Origin of the sequence: Pseudomonas sp. RGB, from assembly GCF_007713445.1 — a bacterium.
In the GTDB taxonomy this organism is placed as follows: domain Bacteria; phylum Pseudomonadota; class Gammaproteobacteria; order Pseudomonadales; family Pseudomonadaceae; genus Aquipseudomonas.
The window spans coordinates 145,668-163,319 of record NZ_VMSH01000004.1 but is presented as its reverse complement, the minus strand read 5'-3'; the positions used below and the strand labels follow the sequence as shown (position 1 = coordinate 163,319).

Annotated in this window: 11 protein-coding genes and 2 pseudogenes; 6 read left to right on the top strand and 7 right to left on the bottom strand. The window is 61.8% G+C overall.

Translation table 11 applies throughout. The annotated features are described in order from the left end of the window. Positions 1 to 167: 167 nt before the first annotated feature. From xylB to FPT15_RS10420, 5 genes are read right to left on the bottom strand one after another with little or no spacing between them, the layout of a single operon-like run. Positions 168 to 1,628, bottom strand: a complete 1,461-nt coding sequence (xylB, locus tag FPT15_RS10440; RefSeq protein WP_145160619.1) for a xylulokinase — start codon at positions 1,626 to 1,628, stop codon at positions 168 to 170. Positions 1,629 to 1,644: 16 nt separating this feature from the next. Next, positions 1,645 to 2,637, bottom strand: coding sequence for a LacI family DNA-binding transcriptional regulator (locus tag FPT15_RS10435; RefSeq protein WP_145160617.1), 993 nt, complete (start codon positions 2,635 to 2,637; stop codon positions 1,645 to 1,647). Positions 2,638 to 2,661: 24 nt separating this feature from the next. After that, positions 2,662 to 3,594: an ABC transporter substrate-binding protein gene (locus tag FPT15_RS10430; RefSeq protein ID WP_145160615.1), complete on the bottom strand. Its 933-nt coding sequence runs from the start codon at positions 3,592 to 3,594 to the stop codon at positions 2,662 to 2,664. Between the two features lie 34 nt (positions 3,595 to 3,628). Continuing rightward, on the bottom strand, positions 3,629 to 4,621 hold the full coding sequence (locus tag FPT15_RS10425; protein WP_145160613.1) for a ribose ABC transporter permease: 993 nt from the start codon (positions 4,619 to 4,621) through the stop codon (positions 3,629 to 3,631). Beyond that, entirely contained in the window at positions 4,614 to 6,146 is a 1,533-nt protein-coding gene (locus FPT15_RS10420; protein WP_145160611.1) for a sugar ABC transporter ATP-binding protein, read from the bottom strand. The genes FPT15_RS10425 and FPT15_RS10420 overlap by 8 nt, the downstream gene beginning before the upstream one ends. 934 nt (positions 6,147 to 7,080) lie before the next feature. Between FPT15_RS10420 and FPT15_RS10415 the strand changes: the two genes are divergently transcribed. The 4 genes and pseudogenes from FPT15_RS10415 to FPT15_RS10400 form a co-directional block, all read left to right on the top strand. Further along, positions 7,081 to 8,430: a HAMP domain-containing sensor histidine kinase gene (locus FPT15_RS10415; RefSeq protein ID WP_145160609.1), complete on the top strand. Its 1,350-nt coding sequence runs from the start codon at positions 7,081 to 7,083 to the stop codon at positions 8,428 to 8,430. Next, entirely contained in the window at positions 8,415 to 8,798 is a 384-nt protein-coding gene (locus FPT15_RS10410) for a response regulator (RefSeq protein WP_145160607.1), read from the top strand. Before FPT15_RS10415 ends, FPT15_RS10410 begins: the two co-directional genes overlap by 16 nt. A gap of 9 nt (positions 8,799 to 8,807) precedes the next feature. After that, positions 8,808 to 10,061: an EAL domain-containing response regulator gene (locus FPT15_RS10405; RefSeq protein WP_145160605.1), complete on the top strand. Its 1,254-nt coding sequence runs from the start codon at positions 8,808 to 8,810 to the stop codon at positions 10,059 to 10,061. 202 nt (positions 10,062 to 10,263) lie between these two features. Then, positions 10,264 to 10,458: pseudogene (locus FPT15_RS10400) on the top strand (haloacid dehalogenase type II); the annotation flags it as partial. A 197-nt stretch (positions 10,459 to 10,655) separates the two neighbouring features. Here FPT15_RS10400 and FPT15_RS10395 read toward each other — a convergent pair. Beyond that, positions 10,656 to 10,886 (bottom strand): annotated as a pseudogene (locus tag FPT15_RS10395) (succinylglutamate desuccinylase); the annotation flags it as partial. Positions 10,887 to 11,065: 179 nt separating this feature from the next. Here FPT15_RS10395 and FPT15_RS10390 point away from each other — a divergent pair. Together FPT15_RS10390 and FPT15_RS10385 are read left to right on the top strand one after the other, a co-directional pair. Next, a complete protein-coding gene (locus FPT15_RS10390) occupies positions 11,066 to 16,081 on the top strand; it encodes a glycosyltransferase family 32 protein (protein ID WP_145160603.1) in 5,016 nt (1,671 codons plus the stop codon). 72 nt (positions 16,082 to 16,153) lie between these two features. Continuing rightward, positions 16,154 to 17,521: a sodium:proton antiporter gene (locus FPT15_RS10385; RefSeq protein ID WP_145160601.1), complete on the top strand. Its 1,368-nt coding sequence runs from the start codon at positions 16,154 to 16,156 to the stop codon at positions 17,519 to 17,521. Here the strand turns inward: FPT15_RS10385 and FPT15_RS29995 are convergent. Next, positions 17,512 to 17,646 carry a hypothetical protein gene (locus tag FPT15_RS29995; RefSeq protein ID WP_256676416.1) on the bottom strand — a complete coding sequence of 45 codons (135 nt, stop codon included), beginning with the start codon at positions 17,644 to 17,646 and terminating at the stop codon, positions 17,512 to 17,514. The two genes, FPT15_RS10385 and FPT15_RS29995, sit on opposite strands and share 10 nt — an antisense overlap. Between the last annotated feature and the right edge of the window lie 6 nt (positions 17,647 to 17,652).

Below are 17,652 nucleotides of genomic sequence, written 5' to 3'. Positions count from 1 at the left end.
TGCCCCGCGTTGGGGCGCGAAGCGGCCCCGAAACCTGACGACTCAATTCACCTGGAAAAACGCGGTGACGGGTTTGGGGCTGCTGCGCAGCCCAACGCGGGGCAAGCCCGCTCACCACAACAAGCCCGCTCGCCACAAAAAAGGCCTGCTCAACACAAGGCGCATGATCAGTCGTGCAGCGCCTTCGCCGCCACCAGCAACCCTTGGAATTTGCGATAACGCGCTTCCAACACCGGCTGTTGCGTCGCATCAGGCCAATACCGCGCCTTGACCGGCAGGCCCGCTTGCAACAGCGACGCGCCCTGCCCGATCGCCACAAACCCCAGCTTCGCCGCCCCAATACACGCGCTCAATTCGCTGCCCTGCAAGGTAAAGACCTCGCGCTGCAGGATGTTCGCCAACAACTGTGCCCAGTACTCGCTGCGCGCGCCGCCGCCCACCAGGGCACAGGCGCCGACGCTGGCGCCGGCCGATTGCACGGCGCGCAAGGCATCGAGCAAGCCAAACCCCACGCCTTCCATCACGGCGTAACCGAGCATCGCCGGGGTGCAATCGTGGCCCAGGTTCATGAAACCGCCGCGCAACAACGGGTCGTTATGCGGCGTGCGTTCACCGGCCAGATAGGGCAAAAACAGGGGTGTGTCCAACGGTACCGGCTGCCCCATCGGCAACTGCGCCTGCACCTGGTCCAGTAGCGTTTGTTCGTCTGGCATACCGGTCAGGCGCGTCACCCAGCGCAAGCAACTGGCACCGGCCAGCATGGCGCCCATCGTGTACCAGCGATCAGGCAGCGCGTGGCAGAAGCTGTGCACGGCGCTGGTCGGGTTGCCGGCGGCGTGATCGGTGATAGCGACGATGGCCGCGCTGGTGCCCAGGGTGATGAAACCGTCGCCGGCATTGATTGCACCGATGCCGACGGCCGCCACCGGGTTATCGCCGCCGCCACCGGCAATCACCACGCCGTGCGACAAACCCAGCTCGCTTGCCGTCACGTAACCCGCCGGCGCACCGCCTTCCACCAACCTGGGCATCTGCGCAGGCGCAAGCCCCGTGGCACCCAGCATCGGCGCGAACCATTCGCGCTGCGCCACGTCCAGCCACAGTGTGCCGGCCGCATCGGACATCTCGCTGATGCGCTCGCCACTCAGGCGTAAACGCAGGTAATCCTTGGGCGAGAGCACGCAGTCAATGGCCTTGAACACCTCGGGTTCATGCTGCTGCAGCCACAGCAGTTTCGGCGCGGTCAGCCCGGCCATGGGCAGGCTGCCGGTGACATCGGCGAAGCCGGGCCCGAGTTGCTCAGCGTCGGCGACAGCACGCGAGTCGTCCCACAGGATCGCCGGGTACAACACGCGGTCGTCATCCCCGAGCAACACGGCGCCGTGCATCTGCCCCGACAACCCGATGCACACCACGCGACTGAAAGCCGCATGCGCACGCAACTGCTCAAGCGCCTGCAAACAGGCCTGCCACCAGTCTTGCGGGGCCTGTTCGGACCAGCCGCTGTGGCGTCGCGAAACACTCAAGCGCACACCGGCGTGGGCCAGCACGGCGCCGTCGACGTCCATCAGGATCGCCTTGAGTTCGGAGGTGCCCAGATCAATACCGAGGGAAACAGGACTGCTCATACGTGGGTCATTCCAATCAAATACAGCCACATGAATTACGGTATTGCAGGCTCGGCGCCAGGCGTACGCTTTGTACCGGCGCGGCCGGCGAGGCCATGCGTTGCAGCAGCATCTGCACCGCGCGTACGCCCAGTTCCTTGACCGGCTGGGCAATCAAGGTCAGGCGCGGCACGAAAAAATCCGCCCAGTCAAAATCATCAAAACCCACCAGCGCGATCTGCCCTGGCACCTCAATCTGCGCGTCACGCAGGGCATGCATGGCGCCCAGTGTCATCAGGTTATTGCCCGCCATGATCGCCGTAGGCGGCGCGCTCAGGGCCAGCAACTGCGCAGTCGCAGCGCGCGCCGGCTGACTGTTGGAGCCACCGTTGACCAGCAACTGCGGATCAAACGCCACGCCTGCCGCCTGCAACGCAGCCCGGTAACCCGCCACGCGCTCATCGGTAGTGCCCAGCCCCGCGCGCCCGGCAATAAAGCCGATGCGGCGGTGCCCGTGTTCAATCAAATGCGCGACCAGGGCCTGGGTGGACTGGGTATTCTCCACCCCGATCTGGTCAAACTGCGTACTCATCATGCGGTCCACCAGCACCGTGGGCATTTCATTTGCCTGCAAATACTTAAGGGCCCTGGAATCAGTGGACGGGGCCAGCAAAATCCCGTCAACCCGCCGATGATGCAACGCCGTGACCACCCGCAGCTCCTGCTCCGGGTCGTCGTGGGGGTCGACAAACAGCATCATGTAGCCGTGCTTGGCGCACTCGGTTTCAATCGCGTGCACGGTTTCACTGAAGTAATGGTTGGACAGCGCCGAGATCGCCACGCCAATCGTGCTGGTGCTGGAACGGGCCAGCGAGCGCGCCAGGGTATTGGGGATGTAGCCCAAGTCCTGAATCGCGCGCTGCACCGCTTGCACCGTGGCCTCGCTGACTTTGCGGGTGCCGTTCAGCACGTGGGACACGGTCGACGTTGACACCCCCGCCCTGCTTGCCACGTCATCCATGGTGACCACGACGCGCTCCCCTTCCTCAATGACTCAATGTTTACTCGACCAACCGCTGTACGTAGCCACGTTGTCGCGGGTGATCAGTTTTGGCGTGAGCAGGGTAACCGCTTCGGCCGGGGCCTTGTCATTGAGAATGTCGTTGCCCACATTCACCGCTGTTTGCGCCATGGCCCAAGGGTCCTGGCTGGCCGAGGCCTGGATTTGCGTGTCGGTCTTCAGCGCATTTTCGATGTCTGGCGCACCGTCCACCGAGGTGATGAGGATGCCGCTGCGTTTCAGCTGTTTGGCCGCCAGGTCACTGCCAATGGCTTGCGGGTCGTTGATCGCGAACAGGCCGTCGATTTTCGGGAAGCGCGTGAGGTAACCCTGCATCACGTTCAGGCCACCTTCGCGCGAGCCTTTGCCGTCCTGGTCATCGGACAGCACCTTGATGTCCGGCGCACCCGCCAATGCAGCCTTGCAGCCTTTGACGCGGTCGGTCACGGCGGTGACTTGCGGGCCATTCTGGATGATCACATTGCCCTTGCCCGCAAGCTTGTCCACCAGGAACTGGCAGGCCAGTTTGCCGGCCTCGACGTTGTCAGTTTGCACCGTGGCGTTTACGCCCTTGGCGTCCACATCCACCGCCACCACGACAATGCCGGCATCCCGGGCTTTTTTGATGGCTGAGGCCATGGCCGATGGGTCGACGGCGTTGAGCAGGATCAGGTCGACCTTGGACGAAATGAAGTTGTCGATCTGCGAGAACTGCTTGCTCAGGTCGTAGTCGGCCGACACCGACGTCACTTTGACGTTGGGGTTCAGCTCTTTGGCCCGCGCCGTGGCGCCATCGGCCAGGGTCACAAAATACGGGTTGCCGAGCGAGCCCATGCTGATGCCGAGGGCCTTGAGTTCGCGGGCTTCTACGGTGTGGGAGATCAGGGCAGCCAAGGCCATAACAGGAAAGAGGCGTTTGAAGTTCATGCGGGACTCTCTTGTGATTGTTGTTGGAGTGAAATCAGGTCCGTGCACCGGACTGGCGATAGCGATCCAGCGCCACCGCGCCGATGATCACAATGCCCTTGATGATGTACTGCCAGATATCCGACACACCCAGCAGCACCAGGCCGTTGGTGAGCACCGCGATAATCAGCGCACCGATCAGCGTGCCGCCGATGGTGCCGACGCCGCCGGTAAAACTGGTGCCGCCGAGAATCACCGCAGCAATCGCGTCCAGCTCATAGGATTGCCCCAGTTGCAGGCCATTGGCGGCGAACAGGCGCGAGGCGCTCATCACCGCGCCCAGCCCGGCCAGTGCACCGGACATGGCGTAGACGAACAGCAGCACTTTCCACACCTTGATCCCCGACAAGCGCGCCGCTTCCGGGTTGCCGCCGACGGAGTAGATCTGCACGCCCATGACGGTGCGGCGCAGGATGAACCACGACAGCGCCACCACAGCGACGGCAATGATCACCAGCCACGGCACGCCCAGCACCGAGTCATTGCCGATAAACGCAAACGGCAAGTCGGGGTTGAACACGGTTTTGTCATCTGCCAGCAACCGCGCCAGGCCTCGCATGGCGGTCAGTGCGCCGAGGGTGACGATAAACGGCGGCAGGCGCATGAAGGCGATCAGCCCGCCGTTGACCAGGCCCAGCAACAGACCGAAACCGATGCCGGCAGCAATCCCGAACATGCCGAACTGTGGCGACATTGAGGCCTGCAACGCGACCACGGCGGACGCCGCGAGAATCGCGCCGACGGACAAGTCGATGCCCGCCGTCAGAATCACAAAGGTCATGCCCGCCGCCAGCACCACATTCACCGAAGCCTGCTGGGTGATGATCGACAGGTTCTGCACGGTGAGGAAGTTTTCACTGGCCAGGGCAAACCCGACCAACAGCAGTATCAGCACCGGCAGCATGCCGACCGTGCGCATCAGCTCGCGAACGCGTTCCGCTTTACCGGCGGGCGCAAGGGCAAGTGTGTGGTTGTTTGAATCAGCCATGGGCAGCCACCTGATCGCCACCGGTGGCGAGGTCAATAATACGTTCCTGGGAAATGACGTGGCCGGATGCCCCGCCGACTTCGGCCACCAACTGGCCTTCGCGCATGATCAACACGCGGTCGCACGTGCCGATGATTTCCGGCAACTCACTGGAGATCACCACAATGCCAACACCGGCCAGCGCCAGTTGATTGATGATGCGGTAGATCTCGGACTTGGAGCCGATGTCCACGCCCCGCGTCGGTTCGTCGAGGATCAGCACATGCGGCTTGACCTCCAGCAGCCGCGCCAGCAGCACTTTCTGCTGATTGCCGCCGCTCAAGGCGCCGACATTGACCTTGCCCGATGCCACGCGAATCGACAGCGACTTGATCGCGTCATTTGAACGCTGGGCAGCATGGCCGCGATCCAGCACGCCACCGGCATGCGCGTCTGGCACACAGGCGCAGACGTTGATGTTGTCGGCCACGCTCATGTCGAGGAACAGGCCCTGGGCCTTGCGGTCTTCGGTGAGGTACACCACGCCGGCGCGGATCGCGTCAGCCGGGCTGCGCAATTGGGTGACGGTCTTGCCCACCACTTCAAGTGTGCCGCTGGTGCGCGGGTCGGCCGCAAAGATCAGCCGCGCCAGCTCCGTGCGCCCTGCCCCGACCAGCCCGGCAATGCCCAATACCTCGCCGGCATGCAGGTCGAAACTGCACTGGCGCACGCGTTTGCCATCGGCCATGTCACGCACGCGCATCACCACGTTGCCGGGGTTATAGGCGGCATGTTCCTTCTTGTAGAACCCGGAAAGATCGCGGCCGACCATCATTTTCACCAGCACCTCGGCCGACAGCGCCTCGCGCGTCAGCTCGCCGATGTACTGGCCGTCGCGCAGCACCGAGACGCGGTCCGACAACTCATAGATCTCGGCCATGCGGTGGCTGATGTAGATAATCGCCAGGCCCTGGCTGCGCAGCTGTTTGATCAGGGCAAACAGGCGGTCGGTCTCACGCGATGACAGCGGCGTGGTCGGCTCGTCCATCACCAGGATCCTGGCGTGGGCATGCAGCGCACGGGCGATTTCCACCAGCTGGCGCTCGGCAATCGACAGGCTGCTCACCGGCGTGGTGGGTTTGAACTCGGCGCCCAGGCGTTGCAGCACCTCGACGCAGCCGGCTTGCATGCCCTTGCGGTCGATGGTCCAGCCGCGCCGCAGTTCGCGGCCCAGGTAGATATTCTCGGCCACGCTCAGGTTGGGGCACAGGCTCAGTTCCTGGTAGATCACGGCGATGCCGAGGTTCTTGGCAGTGGCGGGGTCGAAGGTGGCGACGGGCTGGCCGTCGATGCGGATTTCACCGCCGGGATCGGCCTGGTAGGCGCCGGAGAGGATTTTCATCAGGGTGGATTTGCCGGCCCCGTTCTCCCCCATCAACGCGTGGATTTCACCGGGGTAGACCTTCAGGCCGACATTCTTGAGCACGCGCAAACCGTTGAAGGTTTTGCTGATGCCCTGCATCTCAAGCAAGGGTTCAAGGCTCATGGATGAGCTCCTGGAATTATTATTTTTGTAGTCGAGTGCTGCCGACTCTAGTCCAGTTACATTTCCTTACGCAAGCGCTTGCGTGCGCCGTTTATCGATTGATTAAACGTTTCATCAAGCACACAAGCGCGAAACCCGCACGCCGCCGGCGTGCATGACATGAAATTTATACGCCAGCGGAATAAAACCCTGCGCCCGTGCGTTCTGCCAGCAGTCATTGGAAGAAATCAGGATGCGTCATGACCTCCAACGCAGGCGTTGTCGTTTACATCTGGTATTCCCAATGGCGGCTGAACGCGGTCAACTTGTGGGAGCGGGCTTGCCCGCGAAGGCGGTGTGCCAGTGATACATGAGCTGACTGGCCCACCGCATTCGCAGGCAAGCCAGCTCCCACAGAAAAGCACATGAGCTGACTGGCCCACCGCATTCGCAGGCAAGCCAGCTCCCACAGAAAAGCAAAGCACTGCGGTACTGGCGGCTGCACTCGGTCAACTTGTGGGAGCGGGCTTGCTCGCGAATGCGGTGTGCCAGTGACACATGAGCTGACTGGCCCACCGCATTCGCAGGCAAGCCAGCTCCCACAGAAAAGCAAAGCACTGCGGTGCTGGCAGTTGCACTCGGTCAACTTGTGGGAGCTCTGTGCATCAGATAGACGTGTGTTGCTGTGCTCCGGCATTCCGGGTGTTTGCCAAAGGTGACCCGCTGTAAGAGCGCAACCGCCAGCCGCCCTGAGCGCAGCAACGGATATGCCCCCGCCCAACAATCCCTCCAAAACCCGCCAAGTCAAAGCTGCCAAGCATCAAAACGCCTTAATCTCTGCTATCGTCCAAAGACCTCATCTCCTCCTCGTCGCCCTCGTGCGATCTCAGTGAGCATGCTCTGCGCCATCGGCTGTCAATGATGGCGGGCCTGAAGTTCATGGAACGCCACCGCGATGGATAAAAACCCAACCGAACGCCCCCTCGAACCGCAATCGCGGGCCGAAAAAATCGTCGAATTCAAACGCCAGAAAACCCTGCTCAAGACCGGCGCCCTGCAAGACGCGATCTTCAACAGCGCGTATTTTTCAAGCATCGCCACCGACGAAAAAGGCGTGATCCAGATATTCAACGTCGGCGCCGAACGCATGCTCGGCTACGCCGCCGACGACGTGCTGAACCGCATTACCCCCGCCGACATTTCCGACCCCGCCGAACTCATCACCCGCGCCGCCGCCCTCAGCCTGGAGCTCGACACACCGATCACGCCGGGCTTCGAAGCCCTGGTGTTCAAAGCCTCGCGCGGCATCGAAGACATTTACGAGCTGACCTACATCCGCAAGGACGGCAGTCGCCTGTCGGCCATGGTTTCGGTGACGGCCCTGCGCAACCGCCACGACACCATCATCGGCTACTTGCTGATCGGCACCGACAACACCGCGCGCAAGCAGGAAGAAGCCGAGCGCAAAGGCTTCGAACGCGCTCTGGAAGAAAAAAACCTGGAACTGGAACACGCCAACCACATGAAGTCCGAGTTCCTCGCCACCATGTCCCACGAGTTGCGCACGCCGTTGAACGCGGTGATCGGCTTTTCCGAGGCGCTCAAGGATGGCCTGGTCGGCGACATGAGCGAGGTGCAGCGTGAATACATCGGCGATATCTTCACCAGCGGCCAGCACTTGCTGTCGCTGATCAACGACATTCTCGACCTGTCCAAGGTCGAGGCCGGGATGATGGACCTGGAGCTTGAGGCCGTGGAGCTCGCCGGCTTGCTGGCCAACAGCCTGTTGATCGTGCGCGAAAAAGCCGCCTTGCAACGCATCCAGTTGAAACTGGAAAGCGACGGCGATTTCGGCACCCTGGAACTGGACCTGCGCAAAACCAAGCAGATCATCTACAACCTGCTGGCCAATGCGGTGAAGTTCAGCGAACACGGCGCCTCCGTGACCCTGGCGGTGCGCGAGGTCAGTCGCGCTCAGGTCGGGCAGATCCCTGGCGACTGGCCGACCCACGGCTTCGCCCTGCAACCCAGCCCCCACGCGCAGTTCCTGGAACTGAGCGTCAGCGACACCGGCATCGGCATTGCCAAGGACGACATGAGCAAGCTCTTCAAGGCGTTCAGCCAGATCGACAGCAGCCTGGCGCGTAAATTTGATGGCACGGGTTTGGGGCTGGCGATGGTCAAGCAATTGACCGACCTGCATGGCGGCAGCGTCGCCGTCGCCAGCCGCGTGGGCCTGGGCACCCGCTTTGTGGTGTGGCTGCCACTGCATCGCGCCCCGGAGGCCGCATGGCCGAAATCCTGATCGTCGAAGACAATGAGGCGAACATGCGCCTGGCTCGGTTGCTGCTGGTCAATGCCGGTCACAGCGTGTTGTGGGCGGCGGATGCAGAAACCGGCTTGACGCTGGCGCGGGAAAAACAGCCGGCGCTGATCCTGATGGATATCCAGTTGCCGGGCATGGACGGCCTCGCCGCCACCCGCCTGCTCAAACAAGACCCCGGCACCGCGCACATTCCGGTGATCGCCCTGACCGCCATGGCCATGAAGGAAGACCGCGAAAAGACCCGACTGGCCGGCTGCGACGCCTACATCATCAAGCCGCTGCGCTACAAAGAGCTTTACCAGACCATCGACACCTTGCTGCAACAACACATCAGCCCCCTCCTGTGAGTCCTCTCCATGGCCAGCCAACCCGCAACGCTATTGATCGTTGATGATGAACCCCATGTTCGCAAGCTGCTGGAAACCCTGCTGCAACACGAGGGCTACCAGACCTTGAGTGCCGGCAGCGGTGAGGAAGCCCTGCAGTTGGTGGCGCAGCAACCGCCCGACCTGATCCTGCTGGACATCATGATGCCGGGCATGGACGGCTACGAGGTGGCCAGCCACTTGAAGGGCGACGAAGCCACGGCGAGTATCCCGATCATCATGTTGTCGGCCCTCAGCGAGCCCAGCGCGCGCGTCACCGGGCTGCAAACCGGCGCCGAGGAGTTCATCAGCAAACCGGTGGAGCGTGTCGAGTTGTGGCTGCGGGTGCGCAACCTGCTGCGGCTCAAGGCGCGCGGCGATCATTTGAAAGTCCACAACCTGATGCTCGAACAGCAACTGCAGCAGCAAACGGGAGAGCCGGCGGGCATGAGCGTGCACGACCTGGCACGCCAGGATCTGGAAAACGCCCTGCGCCTGGCGGTCGAAACCAATGCATTCAGCGTGCATTACCAACCCAAGGTCGAGCTGGCCGGCGGCCAGATATGCGCACTCGAAGCCTTGCTGCGCTGGGAGCGGCCAGGCTATGGCGCGGTTTCACCGGCGGTATTTGTGCCGATACTCGAGAGCCTGGGCCTGATCGTGCCGGTCGGGCGCTGGGTGATTGACACGGTTTGCCAGCAAATCGCCGTGTGGCAACGCGGTCTGATTGGCGCCGTAGAGGTTTCAGTCAACGTTTCCGGTCATCAGTTGATCGAAGGCGACCTGATTGCCGATATCGAACGCACCTTGAGGCAACATGGGGTTGCGCCGCACTGGCTGGAGGTCGAACTGACCGAAGGCTCATTGATGGAAAACACCCAGCACACCATTGCCAGCCTGCAACGGCTGCGCACGATGGGCGTGAAAATTTCCATCGATGACTTCGGCACCGGCTATTCAAGCCTGGCGTATCTGCGCCGGTTTCCCATCGACACGTTGAAGATCGACATCGCGTTTATTCGCGAAGTCACCACCAACCCGCAAGACGCGGCCATCACCCGCACGATCATTGAACTGGCCCATAGCCTGAGCCTGCAAGTGGTCGCCGAAGGTGTCGAAACCCAGGATCAGCTGGCGTTTTTGAAGGCCGCCGGCTGTGATCAGATTCAAGGGTACTTGTTCAGCCGGCCATTGCCCGCGGCCACGCTGGAACGCCTGCTACTGGAGCGACTGCCGCGGATCTGAAATCTCGTCGCGCAAACACTCGATCAGCCCGCGGTGTGTCGAACTCAATCGCCCCGCGCCGCTGATCAGCGAGTTCGAGATCAAACAGGGCGGCGACCTTCATATCGACTATTCAACTGTGTGGCAGAGGCTAATTTGATTTCCAACTGACGGCCACGTTTCCTGTGCTGCGAGGGTCACTCACTTTCCGTACAGGTGCCGCATGCCCCTTGAGAACACCCCTCGCCCACTCTGGTTGACCTTTGATTGCTACGGCACGCTGATCCAGTGGGACGAAGGCCTGCGCGCCGCGATCGATAAAATCCTCGACGAAAAAGGTGATCATCAGGTCGACCGGAATACCTTGCTCAGCGCCTACGATCATCACGAACACACGCATATCTGCGCCAGCCCGCACCTGGACCACGTGCCTGAGCTGTTCAAGTCCGTGGGTTGGTGAGGCCTATCGAAATCACCTGACGCGCTGCGATACAACTGTGGGAGCGGGCTTGCCCGCGAATGCGCAGTGTCATTCACTGAATAGGTCGGCTGATACGCCCTCTTCGCGGGAAAGCCCGCTCCCACATGGGGGTGCGTGTACAGGCAATTTCAGGGGTCCAGCACCAGGCCGGCGTCGGCGGCTGACTGCACCAGGCTCTTTTGCCACTGCGCCAGGTTGCTCGCCTGGCGCTCCATGGCCAGTGAGTGGTCGAAAGCGCGGTTGAAGTTCTGCCCGGTGGCGTCGTGAAAGCGCCCCAGCAGTCGGCCCTGAGGAAATTGGCCGATGCCGAACGGATTCGCCTGGGGCACAACAGTAACAGTGCCGCGCAGCCGCCCTTGAGCCTGTAAGGGGTGTCAGCCGTTGATGTAGCCGAACGGACACCCCTGACAACTGAGCACGAAGGTTGAAATGAGGGGTAAAGATTATCGCCGCCAGGCGCCGGAATCGCTGCACGCAATACTGCCACAAGGGGATGCCACGCCACTGTGCCGTGGCGTATTCCCCTGCCCAGGTGACAGACTTTATGACGCGTATTTCCACCCCCCACGCTGCGCACGTGCAGCCAACGCAGGTTCCTGACAGCAACGTTGCACCGCCCAGGCTCACCGCTGAGCCCGGCGCGCCCATTCAGCCAGCCATTGAAGGCACCCGGGCCCACGGTGATCGTGAGCTGGCGGCTCAGTACGGCGCCGCACTGCGCGGCATAACCGGCGTAGCCGCCCGCGATGCTGACCAGAAAATCTGGCCCATTCCCCCGCATTCAACTTTCGGCCAATGGTGGGCGCAGCTGGCCAACGCCTTGCGATCACCGGATGTGGCCCAGTGGATCCATGACAAAGGCATAGACAGCCACTCGATCAGCCTCAACCCGGCGTCCGGGCAGATTTGCTTCACGCTCAAGCGCCACCTGGATCCCGCGCAGACGCTGGGGCTCGACGACAGACACTGGGGCGCCATTAGCGGCCCGGTTCTGCAGGCGGCACGTATCATTGCAGCCGGCCAGGCGGATGCGACCTTCACCCTGCCGGGCGCTACAAACGAGCACATCGCGCCCTTGGCACTGGTAGGCAATTTTTATCAAGAACCGCCCCACCTTTCGGGCACGGCCCTAAAGCAGCGTGCCGACGCACTCAGCCGCGAGCGCCGCTTCGCCGGGCTCGACCCTGTTGCCTTTCCGGGCTTGATCGAATCGCGCAGCGAAAGTGCCCTGCAAAGCCAGAAATCCGTAGTCGACGATACGCATGCGCAGCATCAGGCCGCAGCGTCGTTGCGGTACTTGTCAGCGCAGTTGAAAGACGGCACGCGATCAAATGCCGACATCGCCGATGAGTTACAGGCAAACACCCTTCAACTGGGCACCGACAGCACCTACCGCAGCGATCACACGCAGGCGTGGGCCGAGGTCAGCCTCAAGCAGTTCCTGGAAGATAACGGCTGGGATCTGCCGACCTGCCGCGAGGACATGGACAACCTTGCCCACGCAATCACCACGCCACCGCCCCTTGCTCCGACGCACGGGAACCTTGGCGGTGCGCTGAGCTGGCCGCAACCCCTGGATCAGCGTAACCAGCGACTGTTGAGTACCGGCTTGTACGCAGGCGGCTTGGGCGACATTGATGTGCGCCCGTTTAACAATGTCCTGGAGTACCTGCTCGACAACAGGCCTCTCACGCCCTCAACGCTGAGCCAGCCGCGACACTTACTCGACGAGTTGATCAATACGCCCAGAGGCAAGGCACTGGGCGAGGCCATCCAGGCCAGCTTCGAGGCACGGTCGATCAAGGGCAGTGCCACCGATTGGCTGCTGGCGGCATTGAACGTGGAGCGTGTCAGCGTGACCGATCCGTTTGGCACTGCGCGGCCAGACACGCCACTGAGCATTGAGGGTTACACGCTGTTCTGCGCCGAAAACGCCGGCAAGTCCGCGTCTACCATCATCAGGGAGTTGGAAGACCACCTGGTGACCACCGGCCGAGCGTCCTCCCCGGCCACCGCCTCAGTGCTGACTCAACTTTTGCTTGCCAGTCGGGCGCCGGCGCTTTTGGTCAAGGACATCCCCGATCAGGTGGCCGTGGGCACCCACAGCTGGGTCAGCTTTGCCACGGCGGTCGCGCGCATCGAGGCAAAAGCGCCAGGGGCAACAGCGGCGATGAGCTATGCGCGCGTCATGCTGGAGGCCAGCATTGCCCCCGTGACCGATGACGAGCGCCGCATTGAATATGCCGCCCAGCATGAAGCGATCAAGGACTGGGCCGTTGGCAATGGCATGCACTACCTGACCACCGATGCAGCCATGGCCGAAGTGCGTCAGCGATTCAGTGCCCAGGTCAGTGAGTTGAGAGAGGCCGCCGAGACGCAGATCGGCGAGATGCCGACCACAAAAGCCCTGGCGCTGGCGCAACTGAAACTCGCCTTGCCGGCAATGGCCCCGAACCTGTTTGAAGAAAAATGCATCACCTCGCAGCCCGCCAGCCGGCACTTTCCGGGGCCTTACTCGCTGCTGGATCTGTTTATCGACGGCAGAGCCCTGCTCGGCGCTCCCGACTCGTCCGACGATTGGGGCCGGGCCGGTCGCACTGTGGTCAGCGCGGTGACGTTGGGCAACGTCTCTTTGCCCACCGATGGCGCGCCGGGGGCTTGGGTAGCGTCATCGAATGCGATCAACATCAACGCCGCTCTGGCAACGCTTAAAGACCTGTCGCGTCCGCAGGATGCTTTTGATCAAGCGTTTGCGTCCTACGCCAACCGCGTAAAAAAGACCACCGCTGCGCAGCTCAAGCACTTGATAGCCAGGCTGCCGCTGCAAGACCGGCACAACCTGGAATTCGGCCAAATAAGCGTGCGCAAGGAAATTGAATACAGCCGAGACGATCGCCGCATTGCAGAAGGAGTGCTGCTGGTCGAGACCCAGCGCAATGGCAAGACCATGACCTATGAAGTCGACCGCCTCAAGGGCACGGTGACCCGGCGGCCGGGCCAGACCTATAAGGAGTACCCACCGGCCGGCGGTTGGTATCCGTCCCCCGGCAAACGCTACGATGCCGTAAAGCCTGCGGGTGAATACTCATCGGCGCTGTTGGATGAGCGCCAAGGTGCGCAGACCGTGCCTGATAGCTTCGCCAGTGACCGAACCCGGTACATCGCCGATGCGCTGATCGAAGACATCAACCTGCCTGCGGTGCGCCGCAGCGCCAAAGGCGTGACGACCTTCGACACTGAAGTGCCGACCTATAAGGTGGTTGAGGAAGTAGCGCTGAATCTGATCCCGTTCAGGTCAGCCATCAAGCATTTCATCGACGGCAACGTGAAGGACGGTGCCGTCGATCTGGCCTTCGATATCTTTGGTTTCGCGGTGGGCCTGGGGGCTGCGGCCAAGGGCGCGAAAGGCGCCCTGGCCGGCGCTTCGGCCATTTCCAAACTCGGCCAGACGTTCAAGATCGTCGGGCGTGCGGCGGTCGGCTCGCTCAACCCCCTGAGCGGGGTGGATGACCTGGCTCGCGGCGTCGCCAATGGCGTACGCAGCTGGACCGGCACCGCCTATAAAGGCCTCAAGCACATGCGCGGGTCTTACCGCAGTGTCAATCTGCTCGAGTTGGCGAAAAAGCCCGATCTCGCACAAGGCACCTTCAGGGCCTCTCACCGTGCGCAGAGCACCCCAGCGCTGGCCACATTCGATGAGGCAACCCAAAACTGGTACGCCTTTGATCCGCGCACGAAGCAGGCGTACGGCAAAGCGCTGGACAACTTTGTCGTCGACAGCCCCAACTCAAACGACGCCAGCAGCCTGCACGCCCTCGGCGGCGATGACCTGGTGAAGATCGCCGAACGGCAACAGGGCCTGGCGGCAAACGGCACGTTCAAGGTCGGGCAACAGACCGTCGAAGGTCATGCCGTGTTGTTCCAGGGTCACTGGCATCAATACGACGCGGTGAAAAAATACCCCTTTGGCCCCCCGCTCAAAGACTTCACGCCCAAGCGCCTGGCGGCCAGTGGCGAGACCCGCACACTGGATGCCAACCTGCGCGGTTATGAAGCCAGACACATAGCCCCCGACGCGCTATCGGCCAAGGGCTTGCAGGGCAACGTGTACGTAGGCCGCAGTAAAAAAGAATATGTAAGGGTTGACGGAACACTCTATGAGTCACGGTTGAAGCACGGCCAGCGAGTCATCCGGCACCCCAATGGCACGGGGCCAGAGATTGCCATCAGGGACCTCGGCGCGTCCGGCTGGGAACCCACCTCCAGGTCCGCCCGGCTGCTGGGTGGCACCCATGACACACCCACGCCCTGGAAGTTTGGCGACAGCACTTACGTGGTCCCGATGGATGACATCCAAGTCGTCGAACATGCAGCCACGCCGTTCAGGCTCAATCACAAAGGCGCCGAACACAGCGTCATCTTCGACAGCTCGGCCGGTGCGTGGAAAGAGACCACGCTCGCCACGGGTATCGATGACACGCCCGCGAGGTATTTCTGGCGAAGTGCCAAGGGCAAGTGGCAACGGGGAACGCTTGATGAGTTCAGCAAAGCTAAAAAAGCCGACGCGCATCAGTACACCTTTATAGATGTCTCCCCGCCGTCGGTGCTGAAGGTGCCAAACAAGGTGAAACCGCTGCCCAAGGCGCTGCACTATTTTTGGGCCGGCCAGGAAATACCGTCGCACCTGGCCGACAACATTGCCAGGAACGCCACTCAAGCGCCCGGCTACACCTCCATCCTTCACGTCGATGCCGACAGCCCGGCGGTGTTTCAACGCATAAAAACCACGCTGCAGAGCAAGGCTCCCGACGTGAAGGTGGTGAACCTGCATGAGGACGAAGTCTTCAAGCAGCTCAGGCGCGGCGAAATGTACGACTACTTTCGGCAGGGGCAAGGCAAAAACCTGGCGGCCGCCTCGGACGTTGCGCGTTATCCCATCATGAACAAGCACGGCGGCGTGTATCTGGACACCGATGACGTCATTCAAAAAAACATCGGCACCGACGCATTGCTCGCCGGCCCTGACGATGTTCTGCTCGGCGCGCCGGTCGTGCATAGCCTGACCGACTACACGCCGTTCTATAACACCAGTAACTTCGCGACACGCCCTGGCAACCCGGTCATCGAAGCGATGATCACGCAGATGAACCAACGCTTTAAGGCCAACAAGGCGTACTTCGCGGCCAACCGCCCCACTGCCACGAAAACCGCCGATGGCCGGGTGCACTACACGCCCGAATTCACCGCGTATGAACGCAAGATATTCGAGACCGCTGGCCCGAATCTATTCAATGACATCCTCAAATCGAACCGGCCCGACCTGTACGACCTGGGTTTGGATGGATTAGCCAAAGAGTCCAAGCTGGTCGAGGGCAGCCTCGTCTCGTCCGGGCCTATCGTCGACATTGAAAACGACGTGCTTCGCGTCTACGCCAGCAAAGGGCTTGCGCCACCGGATCACCTGCGTGAGCAGATACAAAAAATCAAACACCACCACTACCCGCTGCGCTACCGGTTCCACATCAGCATCGGCGCCGATCATTCGTGGATCAACACCTGACCCAACAACTTTGAACCAGTACCGGGTCGTGGTCCTCCAACGGCTACAAACCACGGCCACGGTGCACGTTCGATGACTTTTATTCTTTGGTTGGCCGTACTCGGCGCGGTATTGCTGACCCTCGCCCTCACCTCCTCCTACCTGCGCTGGATGCCGGTGACAACCTCGGCAGTCTGCCTGTTGCTGGGCATCGCCATCGGCCCGCTGGGCATGGACCTGCTGCAGATGGACATCAAGGCCTCCGCACGCTGGATGGAGCACTTAACCGAAGTAGCAGTGCTGTTTTCGCTGTTCGTCAGCGGCCTGAAGCTGCGCCTGCCCTTGCGGCATCGCACCTGGCGCATTGCGTTTGGCATGGCTGGCCCGGTGATGTTGCTGACTATCCTGGGCAGCGGCCTCGCGCTGCATTACCTGTTCGACCTTTCCTGGGGCGTTTCGCTGTTGGTCGGTGCCATTCTCGCGCCGACCGACCCGGTACTGGCCGGCCTGGTTCAGGTCAACAATGCGCAGGACTATGACGCGCTGCGTTTTGGCCTGTCGGGCGAGGCCGGCCTGAACGATGGCACGGCGTTTCCGTTTGTGATCTTTGCGCTGTTATTCATGCAGCACGGCGGCTTTGACGGTGACTGGCTGGGCGGTTGGGCGCTGAAAAACCTGCTGTGGGCCGTACCGGCCGGGTTGCTGATCGGCTACTGGATGGGCCGAGGCATCGGCCGCGTGACCTTGTGGATGCGCATCACCAACGAAGACAGCACCTTGTCACCCAACGATTACCTGACGCTGGCGTTGATCGCCCTGGCCTACGTGGCAGCCGAGGCTGTGGGCGGCTACGGCTTTTTGTCGGTGTTCGCCGCCGGGCTCGGCTTGCGCCAGGCAGAGTTCAGGTCCACGGGCAATTCGCAGACGCCCTCCGAGCACTTGGCATTGCCGGTAGTGGGCCATCTGGAAGTCGAACCTGCGCGCGCGCTCCAAGGTGATGTCAGTGAACTGCAAGACACGCAGATCGCCGCCGGTGTGATGATGGGCGACATGTTGTCGTTCGGCAGCCTGGTGGAGCGCTCGATGGAGGTTTTCCTGGTGACGTTGCTGGGGATCATTCTGGTCAGCCATTGGGACTGGCGCGCGCTGCCGGTAGCGGCGCTGTTGTTTTGCGTGATCCGGCCGGCGAGTGTGCTGGCGGTGCCTTGGGGCAGCCTGATCGACTATCGGCAGCGCGGTTTGATGGGCTGGTTCGGTATCCGCGGGATCGGCAGCATCTACTACCTGTTTTATGCGCTCAACCACGGGTTGATCGGCACCAGCAGTGCGGTGGCGGTGAACCTTACGGTGTCGGTGATCGCCTTGAGCATCGTCGTTCATGGCCTGAGTACCCAGCCGATGCTGGTCTGGTATGAACGACGTGCCAAGGTGAAAGCTCAAAAAATTGCAGCTCAGTCCTGATTTTCGGTATGACCGACATCGGCCGCGTCATCCAGATCGTTCAGCGGCACTTCTGCATCATCCATCAATGAACCCGGGTCTTCGTTGCCCGGGTCATTGAGTTCTTCGTCGTCTGGATCTGACATGACCGT